This window comes from Paenibacillus sp. FSL R7-0128 (assembly GCF_038002245.1).
GTDB classification, from domain to species: domain Bacteria; phylum Bacillota; class Bacilli; order Paenibacillales; family Paenibacillaceae; genus Paenibacillus_AQ; species Paenibacillus_AQ silagei.
On record NZ_JBBOCD010000001.1, the window covers coordinates 6,434,423 to 6,452,464 of the forward strand.

At 52.0% G+C, this 18,042-nt stretch carries 11 protein-coding genes and 3 rRNA genes; 3 read left to right on the top strand and 11 right to left on the bottom strand.

Annotation, left to right across the window (positions count from 1 at the left end; all coding sequences use genetic code 11):
* Positions 1 to 258 precede the first annotated feature (258 nt).
* Genes NST26_RS27215 through NST26_RS27225 form a run of 3 tightly spaced genes read left to right on the top strand, consistent with a single transcriptional unit; the run spans position 259 to position 3,860 of the window.
* Complete coding sequence (locus tag NST26_RS27215) at positions 259 to 1,731, top strand: hypothetical protein (protein ID WP_340980287.1); 1,473 nt, start codon at positions 259 to 261, stop codon at positions 1,729 to 1,731.
* A gap of 15 nt (positions 1,732 to 1,746) precedes the next feature.
* Complete coding sequence (locus NST26_RS27220; RefSeq protein ID WP_340980288.1) at positions 1,747 to 2,433, top strand: response regulator transcription factor; 687 nt, start codon at positions 1,747 to 1,749, stop codon at positions 2,431 to 2,433.
* 2 nt (positions 2,434 to 2,435) lie between these two features.
* A complete protein-coding gene (locus tag NST26_RS27225; protein ID WP_340980289.1) occupies positions 2,436 to 3,860 on the top strand; it encodes a sensor histidine kinase in 1,425 nt (474 codons plus the stop codon).
* Between the two features lie 20 nt (positions 3,861 to 3,880).
* Here the strand turns inward: NST26_RS27225 and NST26_RS27230 are convergent, their stop codons facing one another.
* From NST26_RS27230 to NST26_RS27280, 11 genes are all read right to left on the bottom strand, one after another.
* The gene (locus NST26_RS27230; RefSeq protein ID WP_036732503.1) at positions 3,881 to 4,354 is read right to left on the bottom strand and encodes an OsmC family protein; all 474 of its coding nucleotides are present in this window, start codon (positions 4,352 to 4,354) and stop codon (positions 3,881 to 3,883) included.
* 54 nt (positions 4,355 to 4,408) lie between these two features.
* Positions 4,409 to 4,993 carry a DUF421 domain-containing protein gene (locus NST26_RS27235; protein WP_036732502.1) on the bottom strand — a complete coding sequence of 195 codons (585 nt, stop codon included), beginning with the start codon at positions 4,991 to 4,993 and terminating at the stop codon, positions 4,409 to 4,411.
* A gap of 64 nt (positions 4,994 to 5,057) precedes the next feature.
* Positions 5,058 to 5,855 carry a dihydrodipicolinate synthase family protein gene (locus tag NST26_RS27240; protein WP_036732501.1) on the bottom strand — a complete coding sequence of 266 codons (798 nt, stop codon included), beginning with the start codon at positions 5,853 to 5,855 and terminating at the stop codon, positions 5,058 to 5,060.
* A gap of 108 nt (positions 5,856 to 5,963) precedes the next feature.
* The gene (locus tag NST26_RS27245) at positions 5,964 to 7,055 is read right to left on the bottom strand and encodes a hypothetical protein (RefSeq protein ID WP_340958278.1); all 1,092 of its coding nucleotides are present in this window, start codon (positions 7,053 to 7,055) and stop codon (positions 5,964 to 5,966) included.
* 103 nt (positions 7,056 to 7,158) lie between these two features.
* A complete protein-coding gene (locus NST26_RS27250) occupies positions 7,159 to 8,511 on the bottom strand; it encodes a HAMP domain-containing sensor histidine kinase (RefSeq protein ID WP_340958276.1) in 1,353 nt (450 codons plus the stop codon).
* 2 nt (positions 8,512 to 8,513) lie between these two features.
* A complete protein-coding gene (locus tag NST26_RS27255; protein ID WP_209879156.1) occupies positions 8,514 to 9,173 on the bottom strand; it encodes a response regulator transcription factor in 660 nt (219 codons plus the stop codon).
* Positions 9,174 to 9,371: 198 nt separating this feature from the next.
* Positions 9,372 to 10,469 (bottom strand): hypothetical protein, encoded by a 1,098-nt coding sequence (locus NST26_RS27260; protein ID WP_209879159.1) that lies wholly within the window; start codon positions 10,467 to 10,469, stop codon positions 9,372 to 9,374.
* Positions 10,470 to 10,964: 495 nt separating this feature from the next.
* On the bottom strand, positions 10,965 to 12,263 hold the full coding sequence (gene ltrA / locus NST26_RS27265) for a group II intron reverse transcriptase/maturase (RefSeq protein WP_340950427.1): 1,299 nt from the start codon (positions 12,261 to 12,263) through the stop codon (positions 10,965 to 10,967).
* A 665-nt stretch (positions 12,264 to 12,928) separates the two neighbouring features.
* Positions 12,929 to 13,045, bottom strand: a 5S ribosomal RNA gene (gene rrf / locus NST26_RS27270).
* Positions 13,046 to 13,191: 146 nt separating this feature from the next.
* A 23S ribosomal RNA gene (locus tag NST26_RS27275) occupies positions 13,192 to 16,115 on the bottom strand.
* Between the two features lie 279 nt (positions 16,116 to 16,394).
* A 16S ribosomal RNA gene (locus NST26_RS27280) occupies positions 16,395 to 17,955 on the bottom strand.
* The 16S, 23S and 5S rRNA genes sit together here, the layout of an rRNA operon.
* Positions 17,956 to 18,042 lie beyond the last annotated feature (87 nt).

Consider the following 18,042-nt stretch of genomic DNA (forward strand, 5'->3'; position numbering starts at 1 on the left):
GCGATAGCGACCGCCTTTGTATACGGATTTCAACCGCAAACAGCGGCTTGAATCAAGAAATCTGTATACAACAGCGGCCGAAAGTCCAAATGTTCACCGCAGCGACAAGTTTAAGCTTTGCGTTACCGTTACTGCCATTCCATCTCATATTCCATCTCATATTAATATCTTCAGTCAGCTCCTTTACCATTTTGAAACTAATTGCCCGAAAGGTTAGGATATACTAGCCACAGATGAATCCTAAGGAGCGTAACTGCAATGAACAAATATACCTTCGGCCTCAGCAGCCTCTTATTCTTAAGCCTGATCGCCTCCGGCTGTGGCACCATGAAGACACCGAGCGATCTGCTTCAAGCCCCGGCACAGGGGAATAGCGACGGCAATCTTACCGGAATCGTCAAATCCTTTCTACCGGCCAACGCGCATTTAACGGTTCCCATCCACTCGGAATCCGGCAGTGCGATTCAATTACAGGATCTGGACAAGGACGGGCAGGAGGAGCTTCTGGCCTTCTACAAGACAGACAAAACCGATTACGAGATCAATACTCTCCTCCTCTCACAGCAGAACGGCAAGTGGACCAAGCTGGCTAACCTTACCGGGGTAGGCAGCGAATTGAATGAAGTGTCCTTCACAGATGTTACCGGTGACGGAGCGGAGGAGCTGCTGCTCGGATACGGCGGCGGGGAGGGCTTAAGCAAAGAGCTGGCGGTCTACAGCCTAAGCGGCGGCAAGCTGACCGAGCTGCTTAAGCAGCCTTACGACCAGCTGGTCCTTGGCGACCTGACCGGAAGCGGGCATACCGATATTGCCTTGCTTCAGAGTACCTACACCACAGATAACATCCGTGAGACCCATCTCCTGTTGCTCCGGCTCAAGGACGGTACACTACAGACCTTATCCGACCAGAAGCTGGACGGTAATGTGATCGAAGCCCAGTTCGGCAAGGCGTCCCCTACCCGGAACGCAATTGTCATCGATGCCGCCATTGGCGCACATGCTTCCTATACTTCACTTCTAACTTGGGAAAAAGACAGGTTTACTGATATACTGGCAACAGATGATTATCAGCGTACTGCGCTCGCTGCAAGCAAGGATCTGGTGCTGTCTCCGCCAGCCGTCTCTCCTGACCTGCTTGGCAGCAGCAGTATTGCAATTAAGGACTACCCGCAGTCCAGCCTGGATGTGAATAATGACGGGATCTTGGAATTCGGCTTCCTGGTGCCGCCAGCCGGTACGGAGAGCATGGCTCCCTTGGCGACCCCATTCATCACCAAATATTATCAGTGGGACGGACAGACCGGCCTGACCTTCGTGCAGGAGCAGTTCGACCGCTGGGGCTTCAACTTCCATATTCCCAAGTCCTGGGCGGGCCAGACCCTGCTGGAGGTTCCGGAAGAATCACCCCAGCCCTGGGAGAAGCTCCAGTTCAGCTACAAGAATACCGGGTCTGCTGTGAAGGCTCCGCTGCTGGAGCTTCGCCTGCTGACGAAGAAGGCCTGGGCTGCCGCAGAGGTCCAGCTGAAGGCTGAGAATAGAGAGTATAAGCTGCTGTATGAGCAGGGGAACTCTAACAATGACACGGAGCCTACCCTATTCGTTGCCGTAATGCCCGCAGCGGATGCCGCCGGCAAGCTGCAGGGGGCCGATCTGCAAAATTATAATCAGCTGAAGCTGACACTGGATGAAGTCGTTCAGCTGGCCGGCACACCCCAGAAGCTCCGGCAATAAGAAGGAGAGCTGTTCATGAAAGTGCTGATACTGGAAGATGAGAAGCCTATCCGTGATCTGCTGTGTATCAACCTTAAGCGGGCAGGCTTCGAGATCGCGGAGGCTTCTACCGGTGAAGAGGCGCTGCACATTGCAAGAGAGCAGAGAGATTTTGACATCGCGATTCTCGACCTGATGCTGCCCGGACTCAGCGGGTTTGAGGTGTGCACCCTTCTGCGGACACACTTCCCCCGGCTGGGAATCATTATGCTCACCGCCAAAAGCCAGGAAATCGACAAGGTCATGGGCCTGGAATCCGGCGCAGATGACTATGTGGTCAAGCCCTTCAGTCCGGTAGAGCTGGTCGCCCGGGTGCGCTCTCTCTACCGCAGAATGTATCCGGGAGAAGCGCTGCCGCAGGAGAATCTCATCGAGCTTCCGCCTTTTACCCTAATGCTGGATGAACGGAAATTATTGAAGGACGGGCAGGATATCCCGCTGACCCCAACCGAGTTTATGATCGTTAAGCTGCTGATGGAACAGCCGAACAAGGCCATGAACCGGGATGATATTCTGACAGCCGTATGGGGGCAGTACTTCATGGGGGATCTTAAAATTGTAGATGTGAATATCAGCCGAATCCGCCAGAAGATCGGACAGGAGTCCTCCGGGCCGCAGTTCCTCGAGACCGTGTGGGGATTCGGATATATTTGGAGGGGCTAATTGTGCTGAAGGGAATCAGGTCCAGACTTATCGTCTATATTACCCTTGTGCTGCTCCTGATCGTGCTGCTGCTGGAGGGAGTGTTCATCGCTGCTGTCCACTATTATTATCTGGGCAGTGCGATGGAGACATTGAATACAAGGGCCACGACTTCAGCGACCTTTTTCAATAAGTATCTGGAGAGTTATAGCTTGAATGAGCGGGCGCGTTATATTCTGGAGAATCTCTCCCCTGAGGAGAGCAGTAAGGTGGAAGTGCTGAGTCCAGCTGGCCACGTGGTCATTAATTCCTTCGGCTTCTCCAGTACAGAGCAGGTGAGTACCCCTGATGTGAGAGCAGCTCTGACCAGCGGCAAAGGAAGCTTTCAGAGCATCAAGCCAGTGAACGGGGAACGAATTATGGCAGTCTCTATCGCGCTGAAGGAGTCGGGGAGCACAATCGGCTTGCTGCGGTACTCGGTCTCGGCAGAGCCTTTATATCATGTTATTATCCGGATCGCACTCAATGCAGCCGTCATCGGACTACTCGTCATTGGATTCGGCTTCATGCTCAGCCTGATTATCGCCAAACGGATCGTAGGGCCGATCCAGCAGCTGACCGGGGTCGCCAAGGAAATGGCCACCGGTAATTTTGCCGTCCGGGCAGCGAGGCGCTATGACGATGAAGTCGGCACCCTTGCGGTAACGCTGAATTATATGTCGGAGGAAATTCTCAAGAGCGAGAAGCTCAAATATGATTTCATCTCCTCCGTCACCCATGAACTGCGGACCCCGCTTACCTCCATCAAAGGCTGGGGGGAAACGCTGCTGGTCGGTGATTTATCAGATAGGCAGGAGATCCTGCAGGGGCTTGAGGTCATGACCGGGGAGACAGACCGGCTGATCGGCCTGGTGGAGGATCTGCTCGACTTCTCCAAATTTCAGGCCGGAGAGATCCGCATTGTGCGCCAGCCGTATGATCTCAGAGGCCTGCTGGAGGATCTGCTGCTGCAATTCAGATACCGGGGGCAGACGAAGCAGATCCGCCTCTATGCCGACCTTCCCGATCAGCCGCTGCCGGTGGACGGTGATTTTAACCGGTTGAAGCAGGTGTTTGTCAATTTGCTGGATAATGCGTTCAAGTTCACCCCTGCGGAGGGTGAGATCCGCCTTACCGCAGTGCTCGAAGGCGAACGGATAATCGTCACCGTGGCTGACAACGGCGAAGGCATCGAGGCCGCGGATCTGACGCAGCTTGGCACCAAATTCTTCAAAGGCCGCTCCCGTCAGTCCGGCAGCGGCCTGGGCCTTGCCATCTGCAAAGAAATTATCGAGCTGCATGACGGGCGTCTGCGGATCGAGAGTGAGTTCACCAAAGGAACCTCGGTAATTGTTGAGCTGCCGCGCTACGAGGTGGAGCAGCATTTTGCATCACCAGTGCAGCTCTAGCTCTGTATCCCCCTGTGCTTCTATAACTCTACCCGGGCTTGTCCGCTCCCGTGCGCGATTTCCACAACTGGCTTAGTCTCTATAGAGACGTTACCGGCCACGGCTCTGGAGATCATACAGGAGGCTTCAGCCTTATGTGCCAGCCGCTCTGCCATCTTCAGCTGCGCCGGTGTCGCACCAGCCTGGAGCACAATGCTAGGCTTGTGCACGATCTTTTCGTACGTGAACACATTATTCGTGACATCTACTGTCGCTTCAGACGCCAGGGTCAGCTCCTCTGGAACAATCTCCGAACGCTCCAGCATTGCGGCCAGAGTAATCAGGTAACAGGTCGCTGCTGCACCCAGCAGCATCTCATCCGGGTTCGTGCCGGTTCCCGGCCCGCCCATCTCCTGCGGAATCGATATAACCGTCCGCAGTCCGCCCGCATCAATATGCCCTTCGCTGTTCCGCCCTCCATTCCATACCGCCTTCAGGTGAAAAGGATGCTTCATCTCACTCCGTCCTTTCTTTTCTGCTTAGCTGATTTTACAGCCATCTCTACACTTCTACTGCAACTTAATCTCGTCAAAAAGCCCCGTCTGCCGATCAGGCTGATCCAGGTATTCAGTCTCATTCGCTGGACAGCTTCCGCCCAGGTACGTAGCAAAAAGCGCCTCTACCTGGGCCATAGTGACCGGCTTTGCGGAATCCTGTAATTCATATCCGAGCTGGCCGTTAGGCTCAATCGTCGCCGTTTTGACATCGCTAAGCCTGGAGATACCCTGTCCCCGCAGGCTCATCTCCAGCTCATCGACGGTTAATCTAAGCTTCCTCAGATTCTTAGGCTGAAGCTGTCCCTCCGCAATAACAATAACCGCAGGCCCCTTAATTAGCCGCTCAAAAGCATTCCACCGTACCTGCAGCCATTCCACTATAATTAACACTATGATGAATACGGCTGCTGCAACTATAGTAATCAGAATACTATGATCGGCGATCGGCTGCACAATAATCGTCCCAATTGAGATCATGGCGATCGTCGTAGGAATCGTCATCTGCGAGATCGATTTGCGGCCGGCTAGCCGCAGCACCAGCATCCCGACAATGATCAGCACCAGCGCCTTCCAGATTTCGCTCCAGATTTCATTCATCGCTCCGTCTCCTTTTGACAGTAGATAGGCTAGCTTTTGTCTTACAGGAGGCGAATATGCATATCTAGAGAATCGGAGCCCGGCACACACCCGCCGGAATCCCCAACCGGTTGTAATGCTGCTTGATGTTGACAAGCGCATGCCCGCTGAACACCTGCGCCACTATGTCCTCCAAAGGTCCAGCCTCCACCTGCTCCTTCCGCAGCAGACGCTCCACCGCGCTCTTGATCTCCAAGGGGTATAGATTCCCCGCCACACTGGAGAGGCCATTGCAAGGGCCTGAGGCGAAATTCTCCACAAGCCTCATATCCCCTGCTGCAAAAAGAATGAACCCCTCCGGATACTCCACTCCCATATGCCGCTGCAAATCGCCTGTTTCCTTGTAGCCGACAATATTCGGATGGCGCAGGATTAACGTGTACAGCGACTCCGGGGTCAGATCAAATCCGGTCCGGCCGGGATTATTATACAACGCTACGGGCTTGCTCGTATGACTAAGCAGTTCCTCCACATAAGCAACCGCCTGTTGCTGCGTAGGCCGGATATACGGGGGAAATCCGATCAGCAGCACATCCATCACTGATGTCTCCACCTCCTGCACCAGCCGGACAGCATCACGGGTTCTTATCGCGGACACGCCGAAGATCAGCTCCATCCCCGGAGAACGCTTTTGATTGAAATATTCAATAATTTCTAATCTTTCCTCAATACTCAGCGAATGCTGCTCGCCAGTACTTCCTGAGATCAGCAGGGATTCGATGCCGTTTTGCTGCTGGTAAGCCACGATAGGCGCAAATCCGTCTGTATTCAGACCCTCATCCCCATGAAAAGGCGTTGGAATCGCCACATTTAATCTTTTCATCCCCTCACCCCTTCCTTTCTTCTCTCTAATGTAACAAAAAATCCCGATGAATCAAGAGAGACTTGATCATCAGGATAAATTCAGTTCTATAGCAACACGGCTTCCCGCTTACTTAGCCTTACCGGCAGGCTCATAGATCAGACAACGCAGCTGTTTACCCGGATAGCGGAATTCCGCATTATATTTGCTGCCGTCTTCCAGCAACACATCCACGGCCACCATCCCGCGTTTATTGTTTACCTCAGTGCCTGTCAGATACGCCTTCACTATCTTTCTTTTCTCTCCCTGCTTGTCCTTTACAATCCGGGTAGCTTCCTTTACCCAGCTGTCATCCTTCTTCATGGCAGCCGCAGCTGCCGCGTCGATAGGGGTTCTTTTCATCACAGAGTTAAAAGCTGTCGTATCAACCACCACCCCGGTGTCAGGATCGATCTGCACACTATATTGCCAGTATTCCTGACCTTGTCCAAGCAGAGTAAGCGACTTATATGGTTCAGAGTGAACCGACCAAAATGAAGGTATGCCATAACCCGGTTCCACCAGCATAACATTTGTTTTCAGCTTGGAGACATCGGCATCGAACAGCTTGCGCACACTTTCAGCCGCCCGTGCCTGTACTTCAGCCTTGCTGAATTTCTGCGGTACGGCAACGGCCGGAGCAGTGATATTACGTTTGGATGCCACAAGATTAAGCCGGTAGGACCAGTCAATCATTTGCAACAGCTCTTCATCCGTCCAGGTGCGCTCCGGTTGATAATACGTATTGGTCTTTATATCGAAATACACTTCTCCCTGCCCCGCCTGTAGCGGCAATGGCTTCTGTGGCCGCACACCATCATAGACATATTGATCTTCCAGCACCCGCCTGCGGTTGATCTCCGCTTCGGTCATTTCCCGGCCTGAAGTGTTCGGATCGCCCGGTAGCTCCATATAGTCGTAGATTTGCTGGATCTGCTCCTCAGTCATCTGCTTCAGCAGCAGATCATCATTCACGGTAGATACCGGCACGGGTGCCTCCACCTTCAGCACAGGAACAACGCTTCCTGCCGGACTTGCCTTAGCACTGACCGGAGTTGCCGTACTGTACTTTGCGATGACTGCTGAGTTCGCCAGACTGGGGACAAGGAGTCCGCTGAATGCAAACATACCGCCTGAGCATAGGACAACTGCCATAGTAACAGACCACTTTTTCTTGTTCAATTGTATTACCTCCATCGGGATTCAGGATATTAACTCTATCCATAGCTTAATCCCGGGATATTATAGAGTAGAGGAGCAGTTGTTATGGAGTTGTAAAATAGCTTCACAAAGTGGATCTTAAAAAAAGCCGGATGCTCGTCCCCTCACCAGGAGCAGATAGCAGCTCAATTCTGGCCTGATGCGCTTCGGCAATCTGGCGGCATAGAGAGAGACCCAGACCTGCATGGCCATAGGCCCGCGAACGTGAAGAATCTGCACGGTAGAAAGGCTCAAATGCCCGCCTGCTCTGCTCTTCTGTCATTCCGCTCCCGCTGTCCTGTACTTCAAGCACCCCTTCTCCGTCCTGCTGATAGGCCAGCAAGCGGATTGTGCTGCCTGGCGGGGACGCAGGAATGGCATTCTCAATCAGATTCACCAGAAAAGCTGCCAGCAGATCCGCATCTCCCCATACGGCAGGAATGGTGCTATCCAGCTCCAGCCGTAATCCGTTATCTGTTACCCTCTGCTGCTCGGTCTGGGCCACTGTGTCGAACAGCGAAGCCACATCTACCTCTGCCAACACCAGCGGCTGATGCCGCAGAACGGACAGATCCAACAGCTTGAAGGCCAGATTCTTCAACCTCACCGTCTCGCTGAGAATATAGCGCCCCGCTTTGACCTGATCCTCCTGATCTATGTTAGCCGTGGTCAGCAGCTCCGCAAATCCCTGCATACTGGTTAGCGGTGTCCGCAGCTCATGAGCTAGATTATCGACCATCCGCTGTTTATCCTCAGCCATGCCTGCGAGATCGCTCATCCGCTGCTCTATCACAGTAGCCATCTTGTTAAAGTTGAAGGCCAGCTCTCCGAATTCATCCCTGCTGTTCAGCTCCACACGATTGGAATAGTCGCCTTCGGCAATCGTCTTTGTCGTCTCCGACAACAGCTTGAGTGGCTTAGTCAGATGCCGGATCAAAAGGTAGAGCAGTACCACAAGAAGCGGCCCTACAATCCAGTTAATCATCACAAAAAAACGGTTAAGCTCCTCCTGCTGAGCGTACAGCCCGCTGATATCGCGCTTGTATACCAGTTCCAAATGCTGATAGGGAGCCGGGAGCGACATCGCTAACGTCATGATATGCTCCTCCTGCACAGCGCGCTGCTCTTTCTCACCAGGATAGAGCAGCAGTCCATCATCCCGCAGCTCCAGCTCTATCCCCTGCTTACGGTAGTGTTCTCCATAGGACTTAGCCACACTGACCAGCAGTGCCGGGGTAAGAGAGACGCCTCTTGCCCGAATGGAATCCAGATTCTCATAGATATTATTCGTAATTAGCAGCTGTTCGCTGGCCGCACGTTTGCTCTCACTGGCCATGTTCAGCTGCCAGCTTTTTTTCATTACCATCACGACACTTACATCAAGTGCCGCTATAAACAGCACCAGGACAGCAAGGAGAATCTTATGCCAGAACCGCATGGCTAGACCTGAACTTCCAGCCGGTAGCCCAGCTTGAACACGGTTTTAATCCGTTCTTCCCAGCCCAGCTTTTTGCGCAGCTGCCTTATATGTACATCCACGGTACGGGTATCACCCGCATAATCATAACCCCATGCCAGTTCCAGCAGCTTCTCTCTGGAAAGAGCAATATTCCGGTTACGGATCAGCACTTCAAGCAGTTCGAATTCTCTGGCCGTCAGATCCACCAGCAGCTGATCCACCCACACCTGACGCTCCGTGAACCGGACTTCAACCCTATCGCATACAAAAGCAGAGGCGGCCTGTTCATTCCTCCGCAGCACGACATTAATCCGGGCCAGCAGCTCCAGAATCTCAAAAGGCTTAATAATATAATCATCCGCACCCAGCTCGAAGCCCCTGATCCGGTCAGAGAGTGCACCCCGGGCCGTAATCAGAATCACCGGAATCCGTAGTGGCGCAATCTGCTCCATCACCCCGAACCCGTCCAGTCCGGGAAGCATGACATCCAGCAAGATTAGATCCGCACGCTCCTTCTCCAGCATGTCCGCTACCTCCGAGCCGCTATAGGCTTTGGCATACGTATGTCCCACCAGCTTAAGATTCATCGTTATTAAATCATTAATCGCCTGTTCATCCTCAACAACAAGTATATGAGCCATCTGTCGAATATCCTCCTAACTCTGTAGCCACAGAATACCCTTTCATAGGTAACCTAATCTTAATCATACCAGATTCCAAAGCATCCATAACCTATAAGCCGAACCTGACCTTACACAACCGCCTGCCAAAAAATCCTGACAAATCAAGAACTGCTTGATCGTCAGGACTAGTTTGTTCATTGAACATAAGCTTCCCGCTTATTTCCCCTTATCGGCAGGCTCATAAATGAGGCAACGCAAAATCATACTCGGATAGCGAAATTCCGCATTATATTTGCTGCCGTCTTCTAATAACACATCTACCGCAACCATTCCGCGCTTATTGTTCACCACGGTATCAGTCAGATATGCCTTTGCGATTTTCCTTTGCTCACCTTGCTTATCCTTAACAATCCGTATAGCTTCCTTGATCCAGCTAGGATCCTTTTGGACTGATTTAGCCGCAGCCTCATCAATAGGCGTTCTTATCGCTGCCAAATTAACTGCTGTCGTATCCACTACCACTCCGGTTTCTGTATCGATAATCACATGGTAATTCCATACCTCCTGTCCTTGTCCCCGCATGGTCCGCTCCTTGTAGGGAGAAAAATACACCCACCATTGGGAAGGAAAGCCATATTCCGCTTTTCTCAGATTAGTTGCCATTTGCATCTTAGACACATCGGCATCGTAGAGCTTACGCACACTTTCAACCGCACGCATGATGAATTTAGATTCGCTGTACTTTTGAGGAAGAACAGGTTTTTCCGGAAAGCGTAGAGAGGCTGCAGACGCCTGGCGATAGTTCCAGTCTATAAGCTGCAGCAGTTCTTCATCGGTCCAAGTTCTATCTGGAACGTAGAGCGTATTGGTCTTTAGATCCAGATATAAATCTCCTTGTCCCGCCTCGAAGGGCAGGGGCTTCTGAGGCCGAAGGCCATCATACTCATACTGATCTTCCAGCACCCATTGACGCTTAGTTCGAAGGTTAAGCTCAGATTCGGTTTGATCCTGGCCGCCAACTACCGTGGGCTCAGGTGCTTTACTCAGAGAATCATAAATTTGCTCCATTAGCTCCTTGTTCATATTCTTCCGCAGGTAATCATCGACAGTAGATACTGGCACAGGTGCCGCTACTTTCAATACAGGAACTGTACTCTCCGGCAGTGTCAGTCTGAGATCATTCTGTGCTGCTGCGCTGCCTTTGGTGACAACAGCAGAGTTCACTAAGTTTGGGACGACAACAGCACTGATGGCGAATAACCCTCCTGCACATAACAGGACTGCTATAGAAGCAGACCACTTCTTCTTATTCAACGGGATAACCTCCACAGGAGTATAGTATTTTCTCTACCATTACCCTACTCTCAACATGTTATAAAGTAGAGTGACAGTTGTTATGGAGTTGTAAAAAGAGACCCTCGCCCGGAATAGAACAAACTCACCCTGCGGGTGAAAAATGCTGGTACCTCAACGCCTTCTGGTAGAATACATCCAGCCCATAGGCTATTTTCTCTCTCATCGGCCGCTTGTAAGGAGCAGCAATATTGCACTTTTTACAAGAATTCTTTAAAAAAGTTACGGGCTACGCTACATTGTTGCATTATTTGCACAAATTTCGGTGGTTAGAGCAAGTTAGCGCTGAATTTGTTGCATTTCGTGCAGGATTTCAGCATAGACCGCTTCTACGGGGCAGCATTGTTGGTCGAGTAGGCGGGGCCTTTCCTTCGTGGATTGTGCCCCTACCCCTCACAGATCCGTACGTGCGCAATTTACGCATACGGCTCTTCACCCCATCGTTCACAATTGGCCTTAATCGTAGATATTGACGTAGATCCGCGGCTTAGGTAGCCTGAATTCGTTTAGCACTTCGTAGAACCTCTCCCAGGTGAAACTCCTGCGCTGACTTCTGCGGTTTAGCCATGTATAGATCAAGTCGAGCGTTTGCATGTAATAGGTTTTTATTTTCTCCGAGTTATCCGTGATTCCATAGTATCGGTAGTGTCCCGACAGTTTGGACCGGATGACGCCTAGGAAATCCTCCTGCTTCATGTGGCGATTCCACCTGACCCAGCTCTTCATGGCTCTGACCTTCTGTCTGAATTTCTTCCCACTCGTTTTACGCTTTACCCGGAAGGTTCCTTTTCGGCTCTTGGCGCAGTAGTGCGTGAAGCCTAGGAAATCGAATGTTTTCGGTTTCCCTTCGCCCTTCCTCCGTGATTCTGCTTCCGCAAAACGACCGAACGCGATGATTTTCGTCTTCTCTTCCGCAATGCTTAACCCGAATTTCTCCAGCCGGAGCACAAGTGCGGTATAGAAGCGTTCTGCATCTTCTTTGTACTGGAAGCAGCATACAAAATCATCGGCGAAGCGCACCATTTCGGCTTGCCCCCCGCACTGCTTCCTCACCGTCACGGTAAACCATAGGTCAAGGACATAGTGCAGGTAGACGTTGGCTAGCAGGGGCGACACCACCGAACCTTGGGGAGTTCCTTCCTCCGTCGGTTCAAAGTGTCCATCCTCCTGAATACCTGCTTTCAGCATCCGTCTCACCAGCCGGTGGATGTTTGGATCTCCGATTCGCAGTTCGAGGAATTTCATCAGCCATTCGTGATTTACATGGTTGAAGAAGCCGGAGATGTCTGCATCGACGACATAGCTGGTTTTTCCCTGCTCGATGACCCGGTTTAGATGTTTCAGCGCACTGTGCATGTTTCGGTTCGGGCGAAATCCATACGAGAAATCCATGAAGTCTTGTTCATAAATGGCTTCCAGTACTCTTTTCAGCGCATGTTGCACCAGTTTGTCTTCATACGCAGGAATTCCTAGGGGCCGCATGTTTTTCCCGTCCTTTGGGATGTACACTCTTCTCGCGGGCTGAGGTCTGTAGCTTCTTCGCTTTAACCGGTCCACCAGGTGTGTTACATTCGCTTCCACGTTGGCTTCGTACGTCTCTTTGGTCGATCCATCGACTCCGGTTGCCTTTCCCGGTTTCATCTCTTTGTGACTTCTCTTTAATGCTTCTGTGTCAATGAGATGTCCGATGGAGTTGAACCGTAACTTCGGATCTGCTTTGGCCATTTCTGCTATTCTTGTTAATTTCGTTTCCATTTTTTTCCCACCTCTGTGTGTGGCCAATGTGTCCTTACCAAGATTGATGGGGTGTCGCCTGCCTTTCCTCCGCCCCCATTACAGGGGTTTCACAGGTTTATGCGGCAATCCGACTCCCTGAACGCCGTTTGACATTCTTACGTGTTACGGCTTGTTTGCCATACTCCTGCAAAGGTTCCTAAATAGTACTTCTCTCGCAGAAGAGCGTCAGGGTCTCCCGAGTTGCTGAGTAACCATGGGTATACATGCCTGGCTCTTCGACCCCGGGGAAGCTCCTCCATCCTCGCCTTTTTTTTTTTTTTTTTCGGCTGGAGTCATGTTGTCTTCCGGGAAAGTGAGCCCGTCGACCTTCCCGTTTGCTGCATTTCGAGGCTCCATCACTTTCAGGCCTGCATCCTAACTGTCTACGCTTAAACGGCAGGGTTACCCTTGCCGCTCCAAGACTCGCTATTGGTGGCGTGGCTTTCGCCTTTCCAAGCAGGGGTTCCACCTGCTAAGTTACTCAACCTAGGCTCGGTCGCTCCACTTCTTGCAGGATTTCTTTATAAATGTTACTGGCTGTGAAGCATGGGACCCATCCCTCGGCGCAGCAGCACCTATTGTGTTCAGATTTCCTAAAAAAAAACAAAAAGACCACTGTCGATTTCTCAACAGTGGTCATGTGTGCTTGGCAACGTCCTACTCTCCCAGGACCCTTCGGTCCAAGTACCATCGGCGCTGGAGGGCTTAACGGTCGTGTTCGGGATGGGTACGTGTGGAACCCCTCCGCTATCGCCACCAAACGGGCATTTGAATATCAAATGCTATTATTCAGGTCTCAGCATCGCCAAATGCTGAAAACAAATCTTCTTTACAGAGCTACTTGAGCTCCATAAATTACAATTTGATTCCTGAAAACTGAACCCGAAACGAATCTGCGAATTATTTTTTGGATAAGCCCTCGACCGATTAGTATTGGTCAGCTCCATGCATTGCTGCACTTCCACCTCCAACCTATCTACCTCGTCGTCTTCAAGGGGTCTTACTAATTGGGAAATCTCATCTTGAGGGGGCTTCACGCTTAGATGCTTTCAGCGCTTATCCCGTCCGTACGTAGCTACTCAGCCATGCTCCTGGCGGAACAACTGATGCACCAGCGGTACGTCCATCCCGGTCCTCTCGTACTAAGGACAGCTCCTCTCAAATTTCCTGCGCCCACGACAGATAGGGACCGAACTGTCTCACGACGTTCTGAACCCAGCTCGCGTACCGCTTTAATGGGCGAACAGCCCAACCCTTGGGACCTACTTCAGCCCCAGGATGCGATGAGCCGACATCGAGGTGCCAAACCTCCCCGTCGATGTGGACTCTTGGGGGAGATAAGCCTGTTATCCCCAGGGTAGCTTTTATCCGTTGAGCGATGGCCCTTCCATGCGGTACCACCGGATCACTAAGTCCGACTTTCGTCCCTGCTCGACTTGTAGGTCTCGCAGTCAAGCTCCCTTATGCCTTTGCACTCTGCGAATGATTTCCAACCATTCTGAGGGAACCTTTGAACGCCTCCGTTACTCTTTAGGAGGCGACCGCCCCAGTCAAACTGCCCGCCTGACACGGTCCCCGTACCCGATAAGGGCACTAGGTTAGAACCTAGATACGATCAGGGTGGTATCCCAACGGCGCCTCCGCAGAAGCTTGCGCTCCTGCCTCACCGGCTCCCACCTATCCTGTACAGATCGTACCCAAATTCAATATCAAGCTGCAGTAAAGCTCCATGGGGTCTTTCCGTCTTGTCGCGGGTAACCTGCATCTTCACAGGTATTAAAATTTCACCGGATCTCTCGTTGAGACAGCGCCCAAGTCGTTACGCCATTCGTGCGGGTCAGAATTTACCTGACAAGGAATTTCGCTACCTTAGGACCGTTATAGTTACGGCCGCCGTTTACTGGGGCTTCGGTTCACAGCTTCGGATTGCTCCTAACCGCTCCCCTTAACCTTCCAGCACCGGGCAGGCGTCAGCCCGTATACTTCGCCTTACGGCTTCGCACAGACCTGTGTTTTTGCTAAACAGTCGCTTGGGCCTTTTCACTGCGGCCCCCTCGGGCTATTCACCCTACCGAGGCACCCCTTCTCCCGAAGTTACGGGGTCATTTTGCCGAGTTCCTTAACGAGAGTTCTTCCGCGCGCCTTAGAATTCTCTTCTCGCCTACCTGTGTCGGTTTGCGGTACGGGCACCTTCTCCTGACTAGAGGCTTTTCTTGGCAGTGTGAGATCATGACCTTCGCTACTATAATTTTCGCTCCCCATCACAGCCCAGCCTTAATGATGTGCGGATTTGCCTGCACACCAGCCTCACTGCTTAGACGGACATCCATCAGTCCGCGTCACTACCCCTGCGTCACCCCATCGCTCATAGCGGATTACGGTGGTACAGTAATTTCAAACTGTTGTCCTTCGACTACGCCTGTCGGCCTCGCCTTAGGTCCCGACTTACCCTGAGCGGACGAGCCTTCCTCAGGAAACCTTGGGCTTTCGGCGGATCAGATTCTCACTGATCTTTTCGTTACTCATACCGGCATTCTCACTTGTATGCTGTCCAGCGCTCCTTACGGTACACCTTCAACCTACATACAACGCTCCCCTACCCCAGATGCAAAGCATCTAGCCATAGCTTCGGTGGTGTGTTTAGCCCCGTTACATTTTCGGCGCAGAGTCACTCGACCAGTGAGCTATTACGCACTCTTTCAATGGTGGCTGCTTCTAAGCCAACATCCTGGTTGTCTGTGCAACTCCACATCCTTTCCCACTTAACACACACTTGGGGACCTTAGCTGATGGTCTGGGCTGTTTCCCTTTTGACAATGGATCTTAGCACTCACTGTCTGACTCCCGGCAAGAAGTAAATGGCATTCGGAGTTTGACTGAGCTTGGTAACCCTTGCGGGCCCCGCACCCAATCAGTGCTCTACCTCCACCACTCCATTCACCGAGGCTAGCCCTAAAGCTATTTCGGGGAGAACCAGCTATCTCCGAGTTCGATTGGAATTTCTCCGCTACCCCCACCTCATCCCCGCATTTTTCAACATGCGTGGGTTCGGGCCTCCAGTGCGTGTTACCGCACCTTCACCCTGGACAGGGGTAGATCACACGGTTTCGGGTCTACGTCCACATACTAAATCGCCCTATTCAGACTCGCTTTCGCTGCGGCTCCGGCTTCTCACCTTAACCTTGCATGTTAAACGTAACTCGCCGGTTCATTCTACAAAAGGCACGCCATCACCCATAAAGAGGGCTCTGACTTTTTGTAAGCACACGGTTTCAGGTTCTATTTCACTCCCCTTCCGGGGTGCTTTTCACCTTTCCCTCACGGTACTGTTTCACTATCGGTCGCCAGGTAGTATTTAGCCTTAGCAGATGGTCCTGCTGGATTCATACGGGGTTTCACGTGCCCCGCACTACTCGGGATCCGTCTCGGAGAGAACACAGTTTGGGCTACAGGGCTTTTACCTCTATCGCGGGCCTTTCCAGACCTCTTCACCTACCATATTCCTTTGTAACTCCATGTGAGACGTCCCACAACCCCAAGAGGCAAGCCCCTTGGTTTAGGCTGTTCCGCGTTCGCTCGCCGCTACTGACGGAATCACTATTGTTTTCTCTTCCTCAGGGTACTTAGATGTTTCAGTTCCCCTGGTCTGCCTCTGCGTATCCTATGTATTCAGATACGAGTAACTGCGAATTACCACAGCTGGGTTTCCCCATTCGGACACCCCCGGATCAAAGCTTGCTTACAGCTCCCCGAGGCAGTTTCGTTGTTCGCCACGTCCTTCGTCGGCTCCTGGCGCCTAGGCATCCTCCGTGTGCTCTTAGTAGCTTAACCAATGTGTTTCCCCTAAGGAAAATCACGGTAGCAACTAATAACTATTTCCACTTGCTTACACAAGTTTCAGCTAAAAGATGTTCTAAAACGCAAATTCGTTTCGGTATCCAGTTTTCAAGGATCAAGTTGCTGTTATTACGGGACAATCACGACTGTGATGTTCGGAATAACACACAATTGAGAGCTTAAACTCTCAAAACTGACCAACGAGTGAGTAACTAGCCGACCGGCTAGATTTAAGATTTGAATGTTTCCGTTGCAGGAAACGATTCTCCATAGAAAGGAGGTGATCCAGCCGCACCTTCCGATACGGCTACCTTGTTACGACTTCACCCCAATCATCTACCCCACCTTCGGCGGCTGGCTCCCTTGCGGGTTACCCCACCGACTTCGGGTGTTGTAAACTCTCGTGGTGTGACGGGCGGTGTGTACAAGACCCGGGAACGTATTCACCGCGGCATGCTGATCCGCGATTACTAGCAATTCCGACTTCATGCAGGCGAGTTGCAGCCTGCAATCCGAACTGAGACCGGCTTTGCTGGGATTGGCTCCACCTCGCGGCTTCGCTTCCCGTTGTACCGGCCATTGTAGTACGTGTGTAGCCCAGGTCATAAGGGGCATGATGATTTGACGTCATCCCCACCTTCCTCCGGTTTGTCACCGGCAGTCACTCTAGAGTGCCCAGCTCGACCTGCTGGCAACTAAAGTCAAGGGTTGCGCTCGTTGCGGGACTTAACCCAACATCTCACGACACGAGCTGACGACAACCATGCACCACCTGTCTCAACTTTCCCCGAAGGGCACCTGATGCATCTCTGCTTCGTTAGTTGGATGTCAAGACCTGGTAAGGTTCTTCGCGTTGCTTCGAATTAAACCACATACTCCACTGCTTGTGCGGGTCCCCGTCAATTCCTTTGAGTTTCAGTCTTGCGACCGTACTCCCCAGGCGGAGTGCTTACTGTGTTAACTTCGGCACCAAGGGTATCGAAACCCCTAACACCTAGCACTCATCGTTTACGGCGTGGACTACCAGGGTATCTAATCCTGTTTGCTCCCCACGCTTTCGCGCCTCAGCGTCAGTTACAGCCCAGAAAGTCGCCTTCGCCACTGGTGTTCCTCCACATATCTACGCATTTCACCGCTACACGTGGAATTCCACTTTCCTCTTCTGTACTCAAGTCACCCAGTTTCCAGTGCGACCTCAGGTTGAGCCCAAGGTTTAAACACCAGACTTAAATAACCGCCTGCGCGCGCTTTACGCCCAATAATTCCGGACAACGCTTGCCCCCTACGTATTACCGCGGCTGCTGGCACGTAGTTAGCCGGGGCTTTCTTCTCAGGTACCGTCACTCCGGCAGCAGTTACTCTACCGGACGTTCTTCCCTGGCAACAGAGCTTTACGATCCGAAAACCTTCATCACTCACGCGGCATTGCTCCGTCAGGCTTGCGCCCATTGCGGAAGATTCCCTACTGCTGCCTCCCGTAGGAGTCTGGGCCGTGTCTCAGTCCCAGTGTGGCCGTTCACCCTCTCAGGTCGGCTACGCATCGTCGCCTTGGTGGGCCGTTACCCCACCAACTAGCTAATGCGCCGCAGGCCCATCCCCAAGCAGCAGATTGCTCCGCCTTTCATTCTTCTCTCAGGAGAAAAAAGAAATTATCCGGTATTAGCTACCGTTTCCGGTAGTTATCCCAGGCTTGAGGGCAGGTTGCCTACGTGTTACTCACCCGTCCGCCGCTAAGTCTGAAAGGAAGCAAGCTTCCTCTCAAACTCCGCTCGACTTGCATGTATTAGGCATGCCGCCAGCGTTCGTCCTGAGCCAGGATCAAACTCTCCAAATTGGTATTTAGAAAGAGCGATTGCTCATTTTGAAACATCTGACGAGAATTTACATTCTCATTTTTGGATCTCACCGAAGTGATCTCCAG